Origin of the sequence: Streptomyces aurantiaciflavus (genome assembly GCF_049808595.1) — a bacterium.
GTDB lineage: Bacteria > Actinomycetota > Actinomycetes > Streptomycetales > Streptomycetaceae > Streptomyces.
In genome coordinates this window covers 168007-188313 of record NZ_JBNCAQ010000013.1, presented here as the reverse complement: position 1 = coordinate 188313, position 20307 = coordinate 168007, and the positions used below count along the sequence as shown (strand labels likewise).

General features: G+C 70.0%; 22 protein-coding genes and 2 pseudogenes. 14 read left to right on the top strand and 10 right to left on the bottom strand.

Annotated elements, in window-relative coordinates; all coding sequences use genetic code 11:
* The first annotated feature begins 65 nt into the window (after nt 1-65).
* Together ACPT94_RS18210 and ACPT94_RS18205 are read left to right on the top strand one after the other, a co-directional pair.
* On the top strand, nt 66-749 hold the full coding sequence (locus ACPT94_RS18210; protein WP_360342217.1) for a uracil-DNA glycosylase: 684 nt from the start codon (nt 66-68) through the stop codon (nt 747-749).
* 131 nt (nt 750-880) lie between these two features.
* A complete protein-coding gene (locus ACPT94_RS18205) occupies nt 881-1351 on the top strand; it encodes a hypothetical protein (protein ID WP_360342220.1) in 471 nt (156 codons plus the stop codon).
* Here ACPT94_RS18205 and ACPT94_RS18200 read toward each other — a convergent pair.
* Both ACPT94_RS18200 and ACPT94_RS18195 read right to left on the bottom strand, forming a co-directional pair.
* Nucleotides 1348-1857, bottom strand: a complete 510-nt coding sequence (locus ACPT94_RS18200; RefSeq protein ID WP_360342223.1) for a hypothetical protein — start codon at nt 1855-1857, stop codon at nt 1348-1350. The genes ACPT94_RS18205 and ACPT94_RS18200 overlap by 4 nt on opposite strands.
* Before the next feature lie 117 nt (nt 1858-1974).
* Nucleotides 1975-2487 (bottom strand): DinB family protein, encoded by a 513-nt coding sequence (locus ACPT94_RS18195; RefSeq protein WP_360342226.1) that lies wholly within the window; start codon nt 2485-2487, stop codon nt 1975-1977.
* A 274-nt stretch (nt 2488-2761) separates the two neighbouring features.
* Here ACPT94_RS18195 and ACPT94_RS18190 point away from each other — a divergent pair, with 274 nt between their 5' ends.
* On the top strand, nt 2762-3673 hold the full coding sequence (locus ACPT94_RS18190) for a Gfo/Idh/MocA family protein (protein WP_360342229.1): 912 nt from the start codon (nt 2762-2764) through the stop codon (nt 3671-3673).
* Here ACPT94_RS18190 and lnt read toward each other — a convergent pair.
* Together lnt and ACPT94_RS18180 are read right to left on the bottom strand one after the other, a co-directional pair.
* Entirely contained in the window at nt 3591-5159 is a 1569-nt protein-coding gene (gene lnt / locus ACPT94_RS18185) for an apolipoprotein N-acyltransferase (protein ID WP_425246289.1), read from the bottom strand. The two genes, ACPT94_RS18190 and lnt, sit on opposite strands and share 83 nt — an antisense overlap.
* A 70-nt stretch (nt 5160-5229) precedes the next feature.
* On the bottom strand, nt 5230-5703 hold the full coding sequence (locus tag ACPT94_RS18180) for a nuclear transport factor 2 family protein (RefSeq protein ID WP_360342235.1): 474 nt from the start codon (nt 5701-5703) through the stop codon (nt 5230-5232).
* Nucleotides 5704-5903: 200 nt separating this feature from the next.
* On the opposite strand from ACPT94_RS18180, the pseudogene ACPT94_RS18175 reads away from it, so the two are divergent.
* Nucleotides 5904-6029, top strand: a pseudogene (locus ACPT94_RS18175) (DUF4291 family protein); the annotation flags it as partial.
* A gap of 59 nt (nt 6030-6088) precedes the next feature.
* Here the strand turns inward: ACPT94_RS18175 and ACPT94_RS18170 are convergent.
* Entirely contained in the window at nt 6089-6649 is a 561-nt protein-coding gene (locus ACPT94_RS18170) for a DUF3885 domain-containing protein (protein WP_425246288.1), read from the bottom strand.
* A gap of 313 nt (nt 6650-6962) precedes the next feature.
* On the opposite strand from ACPT94_RS18170, the gene ACPT94_RS18165 reads away from it, so the two are divergent.
* Nucleotides 6963-7634, top strand: coding sequence for a hypothetical protein (locus tag ACPT94_RS18165; protein ID WP_425246287.1), 672 nt, complete (start codon nt 6963-6965; stop codon nt 7632-7634).
* A 17-nt stretch (nt 7635-7651) separates the two neighbouring features.
* Here the strand turns inward: ACPT94_RS18165 and ACPT94_RS18160 are convergent, their stop codons facing one another.
* Nucleotides 7652-8119, bottom strand: coding sequence for an NAD(P)-binding domain-containing protein (locus ACPT94_RS18160; protein WP_425246307.1), 468 nt, complete (start codon nt 8117-8119; stop codon nt 7652-7654).
* 61 nt (nt 8120-8180) lie between these two features.
* On the opposite strand from ACPT94_RS18160, the pseudogene ACPT94_RS18155 reads away from it, so the two are divergent.
* Nucleotides 8181-8508, top strand: a pseudogene (locus ACPT94_RS18155) (winged helix-turn-helix transcriptional regulator).
* 72 nt (nt 8509-8580) lie between these two features.
* Here the strand turns inward: ACPT94_RS18155 and ACPT94_RS18150 are convergent.
* Nucleotides 8581-10641: a restriction endonuclease gene (locus tag ACPT94_RS18150; protein ID WP_425246286.1), complete on the bottom strand. Its 2061-nt coding sequence runs from the start codon at nt 10639-10641 to the stop codon at nt 8581-8583.
* Nucleotides 10642-10833: 192 nt separating this feature from the next.
* Here ACPT94_RS18150 and ACPT94_RS18145 point away from each other — a divergent pair, with 192 nt between their 5' ends.
* The 6 genes from ACPT94_RS18145 (at nt 10834) to ACPT94_RS18120 (ending at nt 15763) form a co-directional block, all read left to right on the top strand.
* Nucleotides 10834-11385, top strand: coding sequence for a DUF4291 domain-containing protein (locus ACPT94_RS18145; RefSeq protein WP_425246306.1), 552 nt, complete (start codon nt 10834-10836; stop codon nt 11383-11385).
* A 249-nt stretch (nt 11386-11634) separates the two neighbouring features.
* Nucleotides 11635-12291: a hypothetical protein gene (locus ACPT94_RS18140; RefSeq protein WP_425246285.1), complete on the top strand. Its 657-nt coding sequence runs from the start codon at nt 11635-11637 to the stop codon at nt 12289-12291.
* 202 nt (nt 12292-12493) lie between these two features.
* Nucleotides 12494-13108 carry a hypothetical protein gene (locus ACPT94_RS18135; RefSeq protein ID WP_425246284.1) on the top strand — a complete coding sequence of 205 codons (615 nt, stop codon included), beginning with the start codon at nt 12494-12496 and terminating at the stop codon, nt 13106-13108.
* A gap of 294 nt (nt 13109-13402) precedes the next feature.
* A complete protein-coding gene (locus ACPT94_RS18130; protein WP_360342244.1) occupies nt 13403-13687 on the top strand; it encodes a hypothetical protein in 285 nt (94 codons plus the stop codon).
* 133 nt (nt 13688-13820) lie between these two features.
* On the top strand, nt 13821-14936 hold the full coding sequence (locus ACPT94_RS18125; protein WP_425246282.1) for an AI-2E family transporter: 1116 nt from the start codon (nt 13821-13823) through the stop codon (nt 14934-14936).
* 86 nt (nt 14937-15022) lie between these two features.
* Complete coding sequence (locus ACPT94_RS18120) at nt 15023-15763, top strand: SDR family NAD(P)-dependent oxidoreductase (RefSeq protein ID WP_425246281.1); 741 nt, start codon at nt 15023-15025, stop codon at nt 15761-15763.
* 141 nt (nt 15764-15904) lie between these two features.
* Here ACPT94_RS18120 and ACPT94_RS18115 read toward each other — a convergent pair whose 3' ends face one another.
* Together ACPT94_RS18115 and ACPT94_RS18110 are read right to left on the bottom strand one after the other, a co-directional pair.
* Nucleotides 15905-16084 (bottom strand): hypothetical protein, encoded by a 180-nt coding sequence (locus ACPT94_RS18115; protein ID WP_360342253.1) that lies wholly within the window; start codon nt 16082-16084, stop codon nt 15905-15907.
* Nucleotides 16085-16387: 303 nt separating this feature from the next.
* On the bottom strand, nt 16388-17263 hold the full coding sequence (locus tag ACPT94_RS18110; RefSeq protein WP_360342256.1) for an undecaprenyl-diphosphate phosphatase: 876 nt from the start codon (nt 17261-17263) through the stop codon (nt 16388-16390).
* 292 nt (nt 17264-17555) lie between these two features.
* Between ACPT94_RS18110 and ACPT94_RS18105 the strand changes: the two genes are divergently transcribed.
* Together ACPT94_RS18105 and ACPT94_RS18100 are read left to right on the top strand one after the other, a co-directional pair.
* A complete protein-coding gene (locus tag ACPT94_RS18105) occupies nt 17556-18716 on the top strand; it encodes a Gfo/Idh/MocA family protein (protein WP_425246280.1) in 1161 nt (386 codons plus the stop codon).
* Entirely contained in the window at nt 18713-19639 is a 927-nt protein-coding gene (locus tag ACPT94_RS18100) for a DUF6807 domain-containing protein (RefSeq protein WP_360342262.1), read from the top strand. Before ACPT94_RS18105 ends, ACPT94_RS18100 begins: the two co-directional genes overlap by 4 nt.
* A gap of 182 nt (nt 19640-19821) precedes the next feature.
* Here the strand turns inward: ACPT94_RS18100 and ACPT94_RS18095 are convergent, their stop codons facing one another.
* On the bottom strand, nt 19822-20295 hold the full coding sequence (locus ACPT94_RS18095; protein WP_360342265.1) for a winged helix-turn-helix transcriptional regulator: 474 nt from the start codon (nt 20293-20295) through the stop codon (nt 19822-19824).
* Nucleotides 20296-20307 lie beyond the last annotated feature (12 nt).

Here is a 20307-nt window from a genome sequence, read left to right as displayed (position 1 = left end):
CGAGTGTCAGTGGTCACCTGTAGGTTCAGTGGCCTGGAAGTGACCGCACAACGGAGGACGTTGACGTGACCGACACCGCCATGCTGCCCGAGTCCTGGCGCGGGGTCCTGGGCGACGAGCTGCAGCAGCCCTACTTCAAGGAGCTGACGGAGTTCGTCGAGGAGGAGCGAGCGAGGGGTCCCGTCTACCCTCCCCGGGAGGAGGTCTTCGCCGCGCTCGACGCCACACCGTACGAGCGGGTGAAGGTGCTGATCCTCGGCCAGGACCCGTACCACGGCGAGGGCCAGGGGCACGGTCTGTGCTTCTCCGTGCGGCCCGGCGTGAAGATCCCGCCGTCGCTGCGCAACATCTACAAGGAGATGCACGAGGAGCTGGGCACGCCCATCCCGGACAACGGCTACCTCATGCCGTGGGCCCAGCAGGGTGTGCTGCTGCTCAACGCGGTCCTCACCGTCCGCTCCGGCGAGGCGAACTCGCACAAGGGCAAGGGCTGGGAGAAGTTCACCGACGCCGTCATCCGCGCCGTGGCCGACCGGCCCGACCCGGCCGTCTTCGTCCTGTGGGGCAACTACGCGCAGAAGAAGCTGCCCCTGATCGACGAGACACGGCACGTGGTGGTCAAGGGCGCGCATCCCTCCCCGCTGTCCGCGAAGAAGTTCTTCGGCTCCCGCCCGTTCACCCGGATCAACGAGGCGGTGGCCCAGCAGGGCCACGAGCCGATCGACTGGACGATCCCGAACCTGGGCTGACGACGATCCCGGGAACCAGGGCCGAAAACGACCGCCGGGCCGGTCCCTCCTCGGACCGGCCCGGTGCCGCCTGACCGGGATTGCCGTCGCCTGCGGCTAGCGTCGTCGCAACGACGCAAGGAGGCCATGCGGTGGCGGAGCAACGACAGGAGCAGGCGACGCCGGACGCCGTGCTGACACGCATCGGACAGGTCGTGATGCTGCACCACGGGGGAGATCGCGAGGAGGCCCGGCGCCGCCTCCTCGACCTGTGGACCGAGCTCGGCGAGGAGGGCGACCCCCTGCACCGCTGCACCCTGGCCCACTACCTGGCCGACACCCAGGACGACCCCTTCGACGAACTGGCCTGGGACCTGCGTGCCCTCACGGCGGCGGAGGAACACGAGGGCTCCCTGGAGGTGCGGGCGCTCTACCCCTCACTGCACCTCAACCTGGCGGCCGACTACGAGAAACTGGGCCGCTCCGAGGCCGCCCGCACCCATGTCCGCAGGGCACGACGAGCGGCCGGCGCCCTGCGCGACGACAGCTACGGGGACGGGGTACGGGCGGCGATCAGCAGGATGGAACTGCGGCTCGGCGAGCCCTCCGGCGGGCCGGCCTAACGCCCATAGGTCCGCTCGCAGATCACCGCCTCCGGGCTGTCCGCTCGCCAGCCTCCGTACTTCCTGCCGAGGGCGCACACATCGGTGCTCCCACGCCCCTCATGGTCCAGGCCCTGGCCCGCCTCGGGGAGCTCGACCCGAGGTGGGGCGGGGCGCCGCGGCTCGGGGTGAGCCGGCCGGGGGTGCGGACGCGGCTGCGGGTGGGAGCGGGGCGAGGGCTGCCGCACCGGTGCCGCCGGGGCGGCCCGCCGACGCTCGGCGGGTGGCGTCGACTCCGGCCCGCGGTCCGGCCCGACCATGCCCAGCGCCTCCTGCGCCGGCGCCTGCACGACCGGCGTCTCGGCCGTCCCGTCCGGTCGGGGCGGCGACGGCCGGGGCGCGGACGGCCGGGAAGGCGCGGTCGGCGGCCCCGCCACGGGCGAGTGCTGGACGGTCACACAACCGCCCAGGGCCGAGACGGCCACGGTCAGCAGAAGCGTTGCGGTGGTCGTCGTCGTTCGATGCACCCACGCCACTCTGCTGGGTCCCGCCCCCACAGGTACGGGGCACCGGCCCAGGATGCCCCGACCGGGTGATCCACCACCCCGTACGAGGGGCGTCCGCCCGCTCGGACTGACGGCACGTCAGTCGCCGGTGACGCCGTCTATGCGCTCACGGATCAGATCGGCGTGGCCGTTGTGGCGGGCGTACTCCTCGATCATGTGGGTGTAGATCCAGCGCAGGCTGAACGGTTCCTCGGTGAACCGGCTCTTACCCCGGGAGAGGTCGTCCAGAGCGAAGCCGGCCGCGTTGCGCCGGGCGATGTCGATCTCTTCCTGCCAGGTGGCGTACGCCTCCTTCCAGGTGTCCTCCTCGGTGAGGTGGAACTCGCCGTCGCGGTCCTCGTCGCTGAAGTAGATCGGGCCGGGGTCGTCCCCCATGAGGACCTTGCGGAACCAGCCGCGCTCCACATCCGCCATGTGCCGCACCAGCCCCATCAGGGACAGCTCGGACGGCGGCACCGAGGCGGTGCGGAGCTGGTCGTCGGTGAGGCCCTCGCACTTCCACGCCAGGGTCTGCCGGTGGTAGTCCAACCAGCCCTCCAGCATCGTGCGTTCGTCGGCGGTCTGGGCGGGTTCCCTGCGTTGCGTCGTCATGGACGCATCGTGTCGCGGGCCCGCGTGATCCGACCACGGGTTTTCCTGCCCTGACGTCCCGGCGAGCAGTTTCCGCAGCTCGCGGCGGCGCGTGGCCGCCATGACCGGCGGTTGGCAGGGGCGGGCGTCGGCTCGCGAGCTTCCGGCGCGCTCTCGACGGGATCGTCGACCGGCGGCCGCGCGTGGAGGCCCCTCCCGCTCGATCGAAGCCGAGAACGGGGGACGCCGTATGCTGCCGTGCAGGCAGGCGTGGACCAGCAGGGAAGGAGCCCCCGTGAAGGTCGGCTGCATCGGACTCGGTGACATCGCTCAGAAGGCGTACCTGCCGGTGCTGGGCGCGCTGCCCGGGCTCGAACTGCACCTCCAGACCCGCACGCCGGCCACTCTCGACCGGGTCGCCGACACCCTTCGGGTGCCCGGGGAACAGCGCCACCGCGACCTCGACGCGCTGCTCGCCGAGGGCCTCGACGCGGCCTTCGTGCACGCGCCCACCGTCGCCCACCCCGAGATCGTCACGCGACTGCTGGAAGCGGGCGTCCCGACCTACGTGGACAAGCCGCTGGCGTACGAACTCGCCGACTCCGAGCGGCTGGTGGCGCTCGCGGAGGAGCGCGGGACGAGTCTCGCCGTCGGCTTCAACCGGCGTTACGCCCCCGGGTACGCGCAGTGCGCCGACCACCCGCGCGAGCTGATCCTCATGCAGAAGAACCGGATCGGGCTGCCCGAGCGGCCGCGCACGATGATCCTCGACGACTTCATCCACGTCGTCGACACCCTGCGTTTCCTCGTGCCGGGGCCGGTGGACGACGTGACCGTACGGGCCCGGGTCGTGGACGGGCTGCTGCACCACGTCGTCCTCCAGCTCGCCGGGGACGGCTTCACCGCGCTGGGCGTGATGAACCGGCTCAGCGGCTCGAACGAGGAGATCCTGGAGGTGTCCGGGCAGGACACCAAGCGGCAGGTCGTCAACCTCGCCGAGATCGTCGACCACAAGGGGCAGCCCACGGTGCGGCGGCGTGGCGACTGGGTTCCGGTGGCCCGGCAGCGCGGCATCGAGCAGGCGGTGCTGGCCTTCCTCGACGCGGTGCGCGCGGGCAAGGTGCTCAGCGCGCGGGACGCGCTGGCGACTCACGAACTGTGCGAGCGTGTGGTACGGGCGGTGCGGGAGCGTTCCGGCGCAGCCTGATCGCCCGCGCCCCCTCCGTGAGAGCGACGGCCGCGAGCACCAGCAGGGCCGCGTGGACCGGCCAGTCACCGAAGCGGACGTACGCGGTGACGCCGTCCGTGAGCGGTACCTCGTAGACGGCCGCGGTGCTCGCGCTCGTCCCCAGCCACGGGCCCAGGCGCCGGCCGCTCGCGTCGTACACGGCGGAGACACCCGTCAGCGTCGAGTGGACGAACGGGCGGCCGGTCTCCGCGGCGCGCAGGGCGCCGAGGGAGGCGTGCTGCTCAGGGGCCCAGCTGTCCTGGAAGGTCGACGTCGACGACTGGGCGACCAGCACGTCGGTGCCGTCCTCGGCCAGATGACGGCTCATGTCGGGGAACGCGGTCTCGAAGCACACCATCGGGCCGATGCGCAGCCCCCGCCCGGCGTTCATCACGACCTGCTCGCTGCCGCGCCGGCGGTCCTCGCCGGCGGCCTTGCCGACCGAGGTGGCCCAGCCGAGGAGCGAGCGGGCCGGGATGTACTCACCGAACGGCACCAGCCGCATCTTGTCGTACCGGTCGCCGGTCGGGCCGTCCGGACCGATCAGGATCGAGCTCTTGTAGATGCCGGGCCGGTCGGAGCGGCGGGCGTCCACGTTGACCAGGATGTCGGCGCCGGTCGCGCGGGACAGCGCCGCGAGCCGCCGCGCCAGGTCGGGCCGGTCGTGCAGATCATGACCGACGCTGCTCTCGCCCCAGACGATCAGGTCGACGTCCTGCCCGACGAGCCGGCGGGTCAGCTGCTCCTCACGGTCGAAGCGGCGGTCGGGGCCGGCGACGACACCCGGCTGTACGACGGCGATCCGGGCCTGCCGCCCCTCCGCGTCCGGACGCGGCGCCCACCCCCACGCGGCACAGGTCGCTGCGGCGGTCGCCACGAGTCCGGCGACGGCGGGCACCCGGTGCGCCGGAACGGCGACGAGGACGGCGACCGCGACGTTCACGGCCACCACCAGGAAACTGAGCAGCCACACCCCGCCGACGGACGACAGCCGCAACGCCGGCTCCACCTGCCACTGGCTGGACCCGAGCATGCCCCACGGCCCGCCCAGCCCCTGCCAGGAGCGGACCAGCTCGACAGCGAGCCAGCCCGAGGGCAGCACGACCAGCGCGGCCCCGACCCGCTTGCCCGAGGGCACCCCGGCGAGGAAGCGGCGCACCAGCCAGCCCCACGGCGCCCACAGCGCGCCCAGCAGCGCGGCGAGCACCAGGATGAAGACATGCAGGTTCGGCAGCAGCCACAGATGCATGGCCAGCATGAACCCGAAGCCGCCGCTCCAGCCGTCGTACACCGCCCGCCTGCCCGTCGGGGCCGAGCGGGCGAGCAGCAGCCAGGGGACCAGCGCCAGGAACGCCCACCACCACAGGGCCGGCGCCGGAAACGCCGGCACGGGCAGCGCGCCCGCCAGCGCCCCGACGGCCGAGCGCCGCCACGGGGAGGTGAGCCAGGGACCGAACGTCTTCATACGGCACCTCCCTACCCGCTGGTGGCTCCAGTGTGCGCGCCGGAGACGATCTCCCACCAGATGGCCGGGATCAGCCGGTGGCCTCCCTCCCGGCCGGCCGGCGCCACTTCTCCTGGACGACCACCTCACGCACCCGCCAGCCGTCGTCCGTGCGCAGCAGCGCGAAGGCGTACCGGCCGCCGCAGACGAAGTCGGGCTCGGCGCGGGAGCCCCCGCCGCCCAGCCGCATGGGATTGACGTAGTCGGCCTGGACCCGGGCCGTGTCCCCCCTGTCCTGTTCCAGAACCCCGAAGCGGAGCCGACGGTTCACGATGAGGTGCTGCCGCATCGAGAACACCCGCATGCTCTGCGCGAGCCACGCGGCCACCTTCCCGGCGTCCCCCTCGATACCCCCGGCCGAACGGTAGTCCGCCCGCCCGTCCGGCGTGAACAACCCCCGGTACGCCGCCCAGTCACCGTCGTCGACCGCCACCGCGTAGTCGGTGATCAGCCCGTCCACGGCCAGCCGGTCCATCACGGTAGCGAGCTCCACACGCTGCGTCATGGCCCGAGTGTTGGGCATACGGCGTACCGAGCCAAGAGGCGTGCGGACACCGGCGCGGAAATCCGGTGGCCGTACGGCTCGGTGGTGGCGAGGCTGGTGCCGTGAACGATCAATCCGTCGAACGACACGTTGACCAACCGGACGACCACTCCGCCGAACGACCACGCGACCACTCCGCCCCCCAGGAGCCGAAGTTCCGCATCCGCGCCCTGCACACGGACTCCACGGTCACCGTCTACCAGGCGTACCGCCCGGAGATCGGCAAGGCAGCGGCCCGCAACGGGCGTTTTCCGTCGGCTTGGAGCCGGGAGCGCATGACCTGGGTCATCAGACAGCGTTGACAGAGCACTGCGCGTCGGTCGGGAAAGGGGAGCCGCTGCGGTTCTCAGAGGCCGGCTGGGTGGCTGGAAAGCCAATCTGTGTGTTGGTCACGCACACGGTCACGCTCCGCAGGCGTGGCAAGGATGACGTCTGCGCCGCCGTCGTAGGGATGGTGGATGCGTCGCAGTTCCGTGTCGGCAACGAAGACTTCGACGAGCGCCTCGTCCGCGACGGCTCGCAACAGACCGTCGAGGCAGCCGCGGTTCCACCGGCGCCGGTCGGCGTACAGACGTGTGTGGGTGTGGAACTCCGGGTCGGGGTCGTCCTGCTCCGACTCTGTCCACCAGCGGATGCCGTCGGGATGCAGTGTCTGTCGTGGCGTCGGGTAGCCCGCGGGCCCGGTCGGTGTGTTCGACCAGTCCATGGTCACCACGAACACGTCCGTGCCCGCGAACAACTCGTCGAGGATCGTGTTGTACCGGTCCAGCACGATCGCGTACTCGTCCCCGGACTCCGGGTAGCGCTTCGAGTCGGGAAGGCTATGGAAGCGCACCCAGCGATCCGCGTACCTAGTGCGAAACGTGTGAGCGACAGGAGGGCCCGACGGATGGCTTTCCCTCCACAAAGCCGCCAGGAGCTCAGGGTCGATTGCGGAACTCCCCCCTTGGCCGGAGCCACGCCGATCGGACAGGAAACACCGGTCCCGCCCTGGCCGTTGATGTTGCGGTCAAGATACTGCTGGTGGTGGCCGTCCGCCGTGCGGAACGTACAGCCCACCAAAGGGGGCACGCGGTTTCCCCGGTCACTATGGATACAGTTTGTGAACGAGGCTTGACGTGGGTCATCAAGCCGCGTTCACAGACTGCAAGAGCATGTGCTTGAGCGCTGGCCTGCATCAACTCCGTTGGGGAACCCGCCGAAGCGTGGATCATGGAGCCGTGAGGAAGTGGACGAAGAAGGCGGCTCCGGTCGAACAGTCGGAGCGTGAGCCCGAGCTCTCGGTGTACCAGCAGGCGATGCGGAACCGGCTTCTCGCGGCCCCCGTGGTGCCCGCTCCTGAACCCTGGCAGCCCGTCTTCGAGTACGCATACGGCGTTCCTGTCGGCGGACTGCTCGGAATCGGCTTCGCGACGCATCCCGCCAGCGGCCACGATTTGGTGATGGTCGTCTCCCACGACGGTCACGGTCTCTTCGACGCCGTCACCGGGGAGAAGATCGCCAGGGACCGTGACCCCGACCCCGAGGACAGCACCCCCGACGCGGTTGCCGACCTTTCGTGCCCCGGACTGGGGCCGATCGCCGGAAGCCGCGTGCGCATCGCGGGGCTTTTCGGCGGGGGGCTGCACACCACCACCACGGACGGCTGGACCCTGGAGGTCGTCACCCCGGCCTGGCCGAACGAGCGTGTCCTGCTGTCCCGCGACGGTGGGTTGCCCCACGCGGGTCCGCACGGAGAGCAGTGGTGGCACATCTTCCACTCGAACTACTCCACATTCCGCACAGCAGGCTTCTCGCCCTCCGGACAGACCATCGCCGTGGCGACGAGCAGCGACCTTTCCCTGTGGACACGCGGGCCGGCCGACACCCTTTTCGGCAGCACCGAAGCCTGATCAAATCGGACTTCACATCAAGCACTGGGAACGCCCTCCGCCGCTACGCTTTGCAATCTGTCGGTGTCCGTGTCTTGCGGGCAACGATGGGGCGAAGCGAGGTCACACGTCGGATTGGGTCCACTCGATGGCGGCATCGGCCAGCGGGGCGAGGGCGCTGCGGTGGGTGGCGCCGGCCCAGACACTGAAGCTGTCGTCAACACGGCGAGGAGCACCGCATCGCGCCCGGTGACTGCCTCACGCGGTGCGACAGCCAGCACTTTGTGCTCCAGCCGCTCAGCAAGCTTCTCCGCCTTGACATGCGACCGTCCGCCGATCACCACCTCATGTCCCGCACGTGCCCAGCCCTCACCCAGGGCCGCCGCCAATGTCCCTGTTCTCAGGATCCCGATGCGCATCTGTCCGTGCCTCTCCCCTGGTGGTCGGTCGGGTGGCCACGGTAGGGAAGGCGTTACGCACCGATCAGTGCGTGACCGGCGCGCGATGATGGACGGCGAGATGACTGATCACGACGCCCGCTGCCATGAGTTCGTCGCTGATTGCCGTTTGCGCGCGGCCACCGATCTCTTCGCCCATACCTGGGATCCCGTCGTACTGGCGGCGCTTCGCTTGGGACCGCACCGACGCCGCGAGTTGCACGCTGCGATCGGCGGCATCAGCGACAAGGTTCTGACCGACTCCTTGCACCCTGCTCGCAAGCGGACTGATCGAGCGCCACGCTCACGCCGAGGCACCGCCACGCGTCGACTACGCCTTGACCGGCTTGGGGCAGAGCCTGGGCGAGGGCCCGGTGATGGCGCTTGGACGCTGGGCGATCGGGCACGGTGACGAACTTCTTGAAGCCCAGGAGAGCAGTACCGCAAGAGGTCTGTGAGCGCGCCTTGACATGAATCATCAAGCCGCGTTCACAGACCTCAACCAGTGCAACAGTGGGACCCCAGGTGGACTACTCCACCTCGATGCCGAAATCCTGAACGAGTTCCTCCAGACCGCCCATGTAGCCCTTGCCGCCCAGGACGAAGTCCCAGTCTCCGTTCGCCCTTCGGCGGAAGGAGCCGAGTACCAAGGCGGTTTCGCGCGCCCGGCCGTCGGAGACTTCAAGCTGTCCCAGCTCAGCCAACCCTGGGTCGAGCAGGCGGATGCAGGCGTCCGTGAAACCGGAGAGGTCGGCGTCCGGGTTGACCTCTGGGTCGATGGCCGCCACGAGCACGAACCGGTCGGCCTCATCGGGCAACCCGTCGAAGGAGACACAGATCGCGGCCTTGTCAGGTGCAGTGGCCGGGAGAGCACGCACCGAGCCGTCCGGCGTTTGCGGATTGTTGAAGAAGACGAAGTGATCGTCACTGAGGACCCGGTTGCCACGGCAGACGAGAGCGCACACGTCCAAGGCAACGCTTCCGGTCCACGACATGCCCAGGACGTTGTAATCCTCTGGCAGCCGAGTGTCCGGCACCGAGGGCCTCGGCTGTGCGTGGACTTGCCGACCGCCGTCACCAAGCCGCCCACGCAACCCATGACGATGCAGCAGGTCCACGAGTTCGGGGCCCGAGACGAGTTCCAGCGGCTTGCCGTTGGCGAAGGCGTGTGAGCCGGGGCCGAACCCTGACGTCGTCACGAGGACACCCTTGTTGGCGCCGGCGTCCTGCACGGTTCCGTACAAGTCGCGCACAGCGGTGGGCGGCACCGTGTTGCGATAACGCTTCACCTGCACGACGATCTTGCCGCCTCGGATGGGTGTCGGATCCAGTGCGTCGACGTCCACACCGCCGTCGTTGGAACGCTGGGTGGTCACCGCCTGCATCCCCATGGCCCGGAAGAGATCGGCAACGAGATTCTCGAAGGCGATCGGGTCCATGGCAAACAGGTCCGGTTCCTCGTCGCTGCCGTGAGCGACAACACGGTTCCCGACATCCTGCGGCCGCCTACTCGGCCGTACTGGTGTGAGTTGGTCCGGTCGAGCCGAGAGCTGCCCACGCAGTGCATCAGCCAGGCAACTACTTGCGTCCACCTGCGCCAGGTGCAAGTCACGGAACGAAGAGCGTGAGGCCATGACGGTTGCGAGGAAGATATGGCCCGGTCGGCCCGTCGTAGGGTCATGCCCATCGACGAATCCGTTCAAGGTCACTGACTCAAGCGCACCCAGCTCATCTGCGGCGAACAGCTCGTGCAGAACGAGGAGCATGCACTGCGCGAGAACCTCCCTGTACAGAGCACGGCGCTGGCCTACTGGGCGGGGAGTCTCCTTGTCCTGGTCGACCCCGGACATGTACCGAACGGCCTTGACCTCCGGCACGATGCTGTAGGCGGGCAGCTCCCAATCCAGTACCAACTGTCGGGCCGCCGGGTCGTAGGCTGCTGCGACCTGGCGCGGGAAACCCTCCGGCCATGCCGTCGAGGCGTAGAGAGCAGCTGAGAAGTACTCGACCACGGAATCGGGATCTTGACGCCTTACGCCGTCAGCTATCGCAACGACGCCGGCGTTGTGCCGCCGTACATCAGCCAGCTGAGCATCGGCCCACTGTTGGTATTCCCGCTGATACGACGCCAACTGCTGCTGTCGGTGAGCCTCCGCGGCTTGGGCGGCCTGCCAGTCCCGCTCGAAGCGTGCTCGAGCTTCGGACTGTGCCCGTGCCCGGCTACTCGCAGTCCAGCCGCTCTGCGTTTGGTAGTGATTGAAATCCGGCATGGGCACTGGCTGTGCCAGTGGCCCCGGAGCGAAGGGCTGGACGTCTTCGGGTCGCATGAGAGAGGCAGCCCTGAAGGGCGGAGCCTGGCAACCCGAGGCAAGAAGACCCTGCAACGATGCAACCTGCGCATCCAGCTCCTCCGTGCGCCGTAGAGCTTCTGTCTGCCGGTACTCACGGTGGCTCTGGGCAGCTCGCCGCTGGTAGGCCCGCGCTTGCTGTTCTTGCTGTCTCCGCCGTCTGGCTTCGGCTTCCAGCTGACGCTGCTGCTGCCGTTGCATTTCAGCCCAGACGCCGACAAAACCAGTAGAGCGACGACTCATGTGCTGCAGGCCCTCCCCAAGGCGCTTTGGTTGTCCCCACAACCAGTTGTAACTAGACGACTGTAGCCAGCAATCACCGTCTCGCATATCCACTTGCCAAAGGAAGCACCGTCGGTCCATCCCTGCAGGTCAAGGTGACTGGAGGGTAACCAGGACGATGCCAGGCCGCAGAACCTAAACGGTCGCTTCCCCATCGCTGGACGCCCTGTGTGCGCCGGTTGCAGAAAGGACTGTGAAGGCGGCTTGACGCGGATCAAGCCGTCCTTCCTGTGGATGATGTACCGCTGCGGCTGGGGTCAGAAGGAGGGCCAGGAGACCGTCCTGGCCGTCGAGATCAGCCGGGAGGGCTTCGAGTGGGCGTTGCGGCGTGCATGTCTCTCACACCATGTGCCTGAGCTGCACGGTGACCAGGCCGAGTGGAAGCGGCAGTTGAAGCGGGCGCCGGCGCGGGTGCAGTGGGATCCCGAGCGCGATCTGCGGCTGCGGCCTCTGCCGTACCGGTCGCTGCAACTCGGACTCTCCGGCGAAGCCGTACGACGTTACGCGGACGAGTGGATCGTTGCCATCAGGGACGTGACTCCACTCGCCCACGAGACCCACGCACTCGTCCGTGACGGCGATCTGGACTCCGCAGCCCGACTGCTGCCCGAGGAGCGTCCCTACGCCGCAGGGGACGATGTGCTGGCACACCTGCGCTTGGGGCCGGGCGAGGTCGCCGAACGGTGCGAAGGTTCCCCGGGATGACAATCCACGCGCGCGGCCATGCGGTCAGTGAGCTGTGCTCCGCCTCGTCAGCCGCGCGGACGGCGTCGCCGTAGTGCCTGGCATTGCTTGTTCAAGCGGCAGGCGCGTCGATTCCCCCGGCGATGTCGCCGATCACATCGGCCAGCAGTCCCGGGTGGGACAGAAACGGGTGGTGGCCGGTCGGCAGGTCGATCTGCCGGGACGTCCGCAGGGCGAACTCCCGCTGCTTCGCCGGTCATGGGAGCCGTGATGAAGTGGACGAAGAAGGAAGCTCCGGTCGAGCCGCCGGATCTCGAGCCAGAGCTCTCCGCGTACCAACAGGCGATGCGGAAGCAGCTCCTCGCGGCTCCTGTGGTGCCTGCCCCCGAACCCTGGCAGCCCGTTCCCTTCGTCCCGGTCGGCGGGCTCCTCGGGATCGGTTTCGCGTCGCATCCCGACACCGGCCACGATCTGGTGATGGTCGTCTCACACGACGGTCACGGTCTCTTCGACGCCGTCACGGGAGAGAAGATCGCCCGCGATCGCGATCCCGACCCCGAGGACAGCACTCCTGATGCCGCTGCCGATCTCTCGTGCCCGGGGCTGGGACCGATCGCCGGAAGCAGGGTGCACATCGCCGGGCTCTTCGGGGGAGGGCTGCACACCACCACCGGGGACGGCTGGAGGCTGGAGGTTGCCGTCCCGGCCTGGCCCCACGAGCGTGTCCTGCTCTCCCGCGGCGGCGGACTGCCACACCGCGGCCCACAGGGAGAGCGGTGGTGGCACATCTTTCACTCCGACTACTCCGCACTCCGAGCAGCCGGCTTCTCGCCCGGCGGGCAGACCATCGCCGTCGCGACGAGCAGCGACCTCTCATTGTGGACTCGCCGGGCCGACCACAGTCGCAGGAACAGCCCCGACACCTGACCGTGCGAGACCGCATCCGCCGCAAGTACCACCGGTCCGAAGAGGCCGGCGCCGAAGCTGTGAGGGACCCAGGGGTGGGCGGAAACCCGGAGGCGGGACCCGATGTCGAGGGCGCCCGGAGTCGTGCATGATCAGGTCGCCGGGGTCGGAGCAGCAGCGGGAGGCAGGGTTGAGCGTCACGGGTGTGTGGATCGTTGGCGCGGTGCCTGACGAGAAGGCAAGGGACCTGCTGCGCGCTGCGGTGCAGGGCTCGTCGCCGGTACCCGCGTCGCTGCACGGAGATGTGCCGGGGGAGCTGGCTTGGTGGCGGGGCAGGGCGCAGGAGTCCCTCTTCAGCGCGTCGACGACCTCTCCTGGCAGTTGGAGCGCCGACCAGGACGCCTTCCGGCTGAGCGCATTCCTCGACGCCTGCCGTGACGGATCCGAGCACGTGGAGGCACTGCGCGACGCTGTTATGGACCAGTTTCCGCCCGATGCCGAGGAGGGCCGGTTCGCGGCCGTGGCACGCAAGGCCAGCCCGTTTTCGGCCTTGGCCTACGCGCTGGGTCCCGACGCGGTGCTGCGGCTGCCAGGCTGGTTCGGGGACTTCCTGCTCGACGCCGAGCAAGTCCGCGCCCAACTGCCTGCGGCCGAGGAAACCCTCGCTCTGACCGGAGCCCAGCGGCGGAACGCGGTCGAGCGGATCCACGCGTGGCTGGCCGGCCTGGGTGACGATCCCGACCACGACGCCGACGAGCTCCTTGACGGCCCGCTGCGCGTTCTCCGCCACGCCGCCGGCACGGGCCAGGGCGCGGCCGGCCAGGTCCGCTGGTACTGACGAAGCGGAACGAAAGGACTGTGAACGCGGCTTGGCATGGATCGTCAAGCCGCGTTCACAGCCCCTTCCGCGCTGCGGGAGCCACCGGCTCAGGCCGCTCCACTCCACGTCTTTCAGCGACGTCTTCTCATGTCAGACGTGCGCAGGGCCGTGTGTCCGGGCCGGTGGCCGCCGTTCGGATCACCCGAGGCGGCCCTTCAGGTGATTGCCGGACGCCTCATGAGCCGGGCAGCCGTCGCAGGGGTACGACGTCTCAGCGGAAGACGAATCCAGAACGCTGTGAGGAGCTTGGCGATGTACGCAGCAGTCCGGCGGTACGAAGGGGTGACCGATTCGGCCGAGGCCGCACGAATCGTGAACGAGGGGTTCGTGCCGCTCATGCGTCAGGTGTCCGGCTTCGTGGCCTACTACTGGATCGATGCCGGGGACGGAGTGATGGTCTCGACCAGCGTCTTCCAGGACCAGGCCGGTGCCGAAGAATCGATCTCGAGGGCTGCGGACTTCGTGCGGGACAACCTTGCGTCACTGCTCCCCAACCCTCCCCAGGTCATGGCCGGCGAGGTGGTGGCTTCGGCATGACAGCGTGCGGACCCGCCACATGAGCCGAAGCGGTGGACGAGGAGGGGCTGGCGCGTCTGCGGAAGCAGGCAGGGGCCACCACGTGGGCACTCCCCACAGCGGCGGGTGACCTGCGTACCCATAGGGTGACCCCATGTCTGCCACGCTGAGTCCCACGAAGACACGTGCCGCGCTGCGCACATCGGCGCGTATCTCCGTCGAGTTGCTGCTGACACTCCTCATGCTCACCGTGGCCCTGTGGGTGCTGGGCCGGATGTGGTCGGTCGTCTGGCCGCTCATCGTCGGTCTGCTCCTCACCACGCTGACCTGGCCCCTGACGCGTTTTTTGCGTCGTCACGGATGGCGCCCCGCCCTGGCCGCGTCGGCCGTGACCGTGCTGTTCCTCCTGGGCTCCGTGGGCGTCGTGGCGCTGATCGCGGTGCCGGTGGCCTCCCAGTCCGGCGAACTCTCCGACGGCGTCGTCGAAGGCCTGCAGAAGCTGCGGGAGTGGGCGGCCGGGCCGCCGTTGAACATCGGTGACGACCAGATCACCAAGGCGCTCGACACCGCGGTCGCCCGGGCTCAGGACGGTCTCGGCAGCATGGTCACCGCTGTCGTCACGGGGGTGAGCACCGTGGTCAACGGCGTGATCACCGCCGTCCTGGCGGTCTTCCTGATGTTCTTCTTCCTCAAGGACGGCCCGCGGTTCCTGCCGTGGCTCGCCCGCCAGCTGCCCGGCCGGCTCGCCGATGACGTCCCGGCCGTGGCCGCGCGCAGCTGGGACACCCTGGGCGCGTTCGTGCGGTCCCAGGCACTGGTCGGTCTGCTCGACGCCGTCTTCATCGGCCTCGGTCTGTGGATTCTGGGGGTGCCCCTGGTCCTTCCGCTGGCGGTGCTGACCTTCGTCTCCGCGTTCGTGCCGATCGTGGGCGCCCTGTTCGCCGGCTTCGTCGCGGTTCTCATCGCCCTGGTGTCGAACGGCCTGACGGACGCGCTGATCGTGCTGGCCATCATCGTCGTGGTGCAGCAACTCGAGGGCAACGTGTTCCAGCCCATGATCCAGAGCCGCGGGCTCGGCCTGCACGCGGCGGTGATCCTGCTGGCGGTGACGCTGGGCGGCAGCCTGGCCGGCATAGTGGGCAGTCTGCTCGCCGTACCGGTCGCCGCGGTGATCGCGGTGGTCTGGAACTACGTGCGCGAGCAGCTCAGCGATCCGCCGCAGGAACCGGAGACCGACGAGCCGCACACCGGTGTGGCCGTCCCGTCGTAGCAGGTCGCTCCCTTACTCCGGAGGGGGACGCCGATCGGTCATCGGCGCAAGGAAGTTGATGGGACGTCAGGTCGGGAGGGGCAGTCATGAAGCGGCTCGTCACCGTCGTCACCGGCGGCAGCAGGGGCATCGGCGCCGCGGTCTGCCGGCGGCTCGCGGCCGACGGGCACGATGTGGCGGTGGGCTACGTCCGTGACGCCGGAGCCGCGGAGGCGGTGGCCGGCGGAGTGCGGGACGCCGGTGGCCGTGCCGTCGCCGTGCGGGTGGACACGTCCGTCGAGGCGGACGTGGAGCGGCTGTTCGCGGTGGCGGAGGGTCAACTCGGGCCGGTGACGGGCCTGGTGAACAACGCCGGTGTGACCGGGCCCCTCGGCCGGCTCGCCGACACCGACACCGCCGATCTGCGCCGGGTCGTGGACGTGAACCTGCTCGGCGCGCTGCTGTGCGCGCGGCGGGCGGCGCAGCTGATGACGCCACGCTGCAGCGGAGTGATCATCAACATCTCGTCCGCGGCCGCGACCCTGGGCAGCCCCGGCGACTACGTCCACTACGCGGCCACCAAAGCCGCCCTCGACGCCCTCACCGTCGGCCTGTCCAAGGAACTCGGCCCCGACGGCATCCGCGTCAACGCGGTCGCGCCCGGCATGATCGACACCGAGATGCATGCCGCGATGGGCGCTCCGGACCGGGCCCGTCAGGCCGCCGCTTCCATCCCGCTGCGGCGAGCGGGCCAGGCCGAGGAGATCGCGGCGGCCGTGTCATGGCTGATGTCCCCCGAGGCGTCGTATGCGACGGGGGCGGTGGTGCGGGTGGCTGGCGGGCGGTGAAAGGGCGAGGGCAGCGGGGCCCGTCCTGGGGCGGGCAGCGCAACGGGGCCCGTCGTGAGGGGCTGTGCAGCGGGGCCTGGCGTGAGGGTGGAAGGCGGCGGCGCCTGGGGTGAGAGGCGGGAAGTCGGACCGTCGGCGGTCTCAGGCCGCCTCGACGACCTCGCCCTGCATCGCCGCCGCCCACTCCACCACCAGCAGCTCGTACTCCGCCCGCTCCTGGGCCGACAGGGAGCCGCCCGCGCGCAGCCACAGTGCCCGGATCTGCTCGTTCAACTCGGCGGCAGACCGCACGGAACCAGGGGCAACAGAACTGGGGGACATGCGCAACAGCGTAGGCGCAAGCACTGACAGTGCGCTACCGGGCGGCTACCCAGACCGTATGGGGTTGGTCACGGCCACCGCTCGACCGACCGGGGCGGCTGGTCGTGGTGTTCTGAGTCGGCCCAGAGGAGATCATGCCCGCGTCGGCGCTCGTGGCTCCGGAGGCCCTCGCCCGGAGGGGCCCAGCCCGGCGTCCCGTCCGGTGAGTCGAGGGACGACTCCCGGCAGCGGGAGAGGTAGGCGGGGGAGACGCGGGCGAACTGCTGGGTGAGGGCCACGGCCGGCCGCCGGAGGCGTGCTCGCTCAGCCCGCCGACTCGGCCGCGTGCGGGCTGAGCACGCCCGCCATGACCAGGCCGATCAGCACGATGCCGAGGACGACGCGGTAGTAGACGAACGGCATGAAGGACTTCGTGCTGATGAACTTCATGAACCAGGCGATGACGGCGTATCCGGACGCGAAGGCGATCACCGTGGCGAACGCCGTCGGCCCCCAGTCCACATGGCCGCCCTCCATCGCGTCCTTCAACTCGAAGGCGCCGGAGGCCAGCACGGCGGGAATGGCGAGGAGGAACGAGTAACGGGCCGCCGCCTCGCGCTTGTAACCCATGAACAGACCGCCGCTGATGGTGGCGCCGGAGCGGGAGACGCCCGGGATGAGGGCGCAGGCCTGGCAGAGGCCGAAGATCAGGCCGTCCTTCACGCCCAGGTCGTCCAGGGACTTGCGCTGCTTGGGGGCGCGGTGACGCCCGCCGTTCTCGTCGCGCGCGGCCAGCCGGTCGGCGATACCGATGACGATGCCGACGACCACGAGCATCGTCGCGGTGACCCGGAGGTCCCGGAACGGGCCCTCGATCTGGTCCTTGAGCGTGACGCCGAGCACACCGATCGGAATGGAGCCGACGATCACCAGCCAGCCCATCTGGGCGTCGTGGTCCTTGCGCATCGTCTTGTCGAACAGCGACTTCGACCACGCCGAGATGATCCGCCCGATGTCCTTGCGGAAGTAGATCAGCACCGCCGTCTCCGTGCCGATCTGGGTGATCGCCGTGAAGGCGGCCCCGGGGTCGTCCCAGCCCGAGAAGGCCGCGGTCAGCCGCAGGTGCGCGCTGGAGGAGACGGGGAGGAACTCGGTCAGCCCCTGGACGAGTCCGAGGATGAGGGATTCAAACCAAGACATGAGGTTACGGAGTCCAAGTGCCGATCGGAGAGGGGCGACGGACACGGCGGGCCGCCGCGCGCGGTGATCAAGTGGTGTTCGAAGGCAGCGTAGCGTCCCCGGGCGACAGGCCCGACACAGGGGTTTCGAAGGGGACGGCGGAGGGGAAGCGCGCGCGGCGTCCCAGCTGGGCCGATGTGTTGACCGGTCGCCCGGCCTCCGCTTACTTTGCTGCCGGAGTGAAAGCGCTTGCTGCCGGTCGCGCTGACGCTCGTCGGTCCGGTCGTTCGTCGGAGGAGTGCTGATCACGCCCATGACCCCATCCGCATCCGCTCCGCTCGCCGGCCGCCGCATTCGCGCCGCGGTCATCGGTACCGGCGCCATCGCCCGCGGTTCCCATCTGCCCGCCCTCGACCAGCTGGCGGCCGAGGGGGAGACCGAGGTCGTCGCGGCCGTCGACATCGATGCCGGCGCGGTCGAGGCCTTCTGCGCGGAAGGCGGGGTTCCGCACGCCTACACCGACCTGGAGCGGATGCTGGCCGAGCAGCGTCCCGACCTGGTGACCATCTGCACCCCGCCGACCCTGCACCGCGAGCAGAGCGTGGCCGCGCTGCGGGCCGGCGCCTGGGTGTGGTGCGAGAAGCCGCCGGTGCCGACCCTCGCCGACTACGACGCCGTGGAGGCGGAGGAGGTGGCCGAGGGCGGCCCGTACGCCTCGATCGTCTTCCAGCACCGCTTCGGGTCCGGTTCCCGGCACGTCGGGCGGCTGCTGGCCGAGGGGGCGCTCGGGCGGCCGCTGGTGGCGCACTGCCAGACCACCTGGTACCGCGACACCGCCTACTACGCCGTCCCCTGGCGCGGTCGCTGGCAGACCGAGGGCGGCGGTCCCGCCATGGGCCACGGCATCCATCAGATGGACCTCCTGCTGGACCTGCTCGGTCCGTGGAGCGAGGTGCGGGCCATGGCCGGCCGGCTCGTGCACGACGTGGAGACCGAGGACGTGTCCACGGCGCTGGTCCGTTTCGACAACGGCGCCCTGGCCACGATCGTGAACAGCGTGCTCAGCCCCGACGAGGTCAGCCGTATCCGCATCGACTGCGAGCAGGCCACCGTCGAGCTCACGCATCTCTACGGCCACAGCAACGCCAACTGGCGCATCACCCCGGCCCCCGGCGTCCCCGGCGACCGCGCGGCCGCCTGGCAGGACTTCGGCGCGGACGTGCCCAGCTCGCACCTGGCGCAGCTGCGCGCGCTGGTCGCGAGCATGCGGGCGGGGGAGCGGCCGCGCAGCAGCGGCGCCGACGGGCGCACCAGCCTGGAGCTGATCACCGCGCTGTACAAGTCGGCGTTCACGGACACGACGGTGAAGCGGGGCGAGATCGGCCCCGGCGACCCCTTCTACACGGCCCTGCACGGAGGTACCCCCGGCTGGGCACCGGCCGCCGCGGCCGTACCCACCGAGGTGTCCGCGTGACCGGCCTGCGTCTCGTGCACGCGCACGGCGACCGCATCACCGTGACCGACCCGGCCACCGGCGTCGAGCTGCTCGCCTACGTCTACCGGCCGGAGGCCGCCTGGGAGGCGCCGAAGCCGTACCTCCACCCCCTGCGCACGCTCGCGGGCGACGTCGTCACCGACTACCGGCCCAACGACCACCGCTGGCACAAGGGTCTGTCGCTGACCGCGTCCCATCTCTCGGGCGCGAACCTGTGGGGCGGCAACAGCTACGTCCACGGCGAGGGGTATCTCGAACTCCCCGAACGGGTCGGGTCGATGGTTCACGTCGCCTTCGACGAGGTGGCGGCCGACGGGGACCGGGCCGTCATCGCCGAGCGGCTGACCTGGCATCCGTACAGCGGCGAGTTGTGGGCCGAGGAGCGGCGCCGGATCGAGGTGCACGACGTCGACCAGGCCTTCGGCTCCTGGGCGCTGACCTGGACCAGCGCCATCACCAACCGGCGACCGGAGCCGCTGCGGTTCGGCAGCCCCACCACCGCCGGACGCGAGGGCGCCGGCTACACCGGCCTGTTCTGGCGCGGCCCGCGCGCCTTCCGGGGCGGCCGGATCATCGGCCCCGAGGGCGACGGTCCGGAGCTGATGGGCACGCAGAACCCCTGGCTCGCCCTGTCCGGCGAGCACGACGGCACCGACGGCCACGCCACCGTCGTCGTCGCCCACGCCCCCGAGAACGACCACTCCGGTGCTGAGGGGGCCCACCCCGCCCACTGGTTCGTCCGCAACGAGCCCTTCGCGGGCATCGCCCCGTCCTGGGCCTTCTACGACGAGCTGGAGCTCGCCCCCGGCGACACGCTCACCCGCCGCTACCGCGTCGTCGTGGCCGACGGCGCGTGGGAGCGGGAGGAGATCGCCAAGTACCTGGAGGCGCATCCGTGGTGAGGACTCACGGAGGCCGGCCGGAGCGGGCGCCGGGCCGGTGATCCGATCCGCTCCGGGCGCGTGACGTGCCCGGAGCGTCAGAGGGTGTCGGTATCGCGGAGACCGCTCAGAGGGAGTCCCGCTCGGGGGAGAGTCCTGCTTCGGGGAGAGTCCCGTCTCGCGGAGCGGGCGGCCGGAGCCTCTCAGGCCGCAGTCGGTCCCGCCACCGTCCATCCCGGTGCCTGTGGGTGGGCCGTCAGGTCCTCGTGGCGGACCTCGTCGCCGCAGGCCGCGCAGATGACCACCGGGACCATCTCGTGGCCGCAGATGTGCTCGACCACCATGGGGCGATCGTCGTCCTTGCGGAGATGGCGGTCGCCCCACGCCATGAGCGTCATCAGGACCGGCTCCAGGTCGAGCCCCGCCTGTGTGGGCCGGTACTCGAAGCGCTGCGGGCGCTCGCTGTAGACGCGCCTGGTCAGGATCCCGGCGTCCACCAGGCGGCGCAGGCGGGTGGTCAGGATGTCGCGTGGGGCGCCGATGTTGCGCACCAGCTGGTCGAAGCGGCTGTTGCCGAGGCACACCTCCCGCAGGACGAGCAGGGAGTACTTCTCGCCGACGAGCGCCAGGGCGTCGGCGATGGAGCAGGGGCGCGGGTCTTTGGAGGAGGCGACCATGCAGCCCAGTCT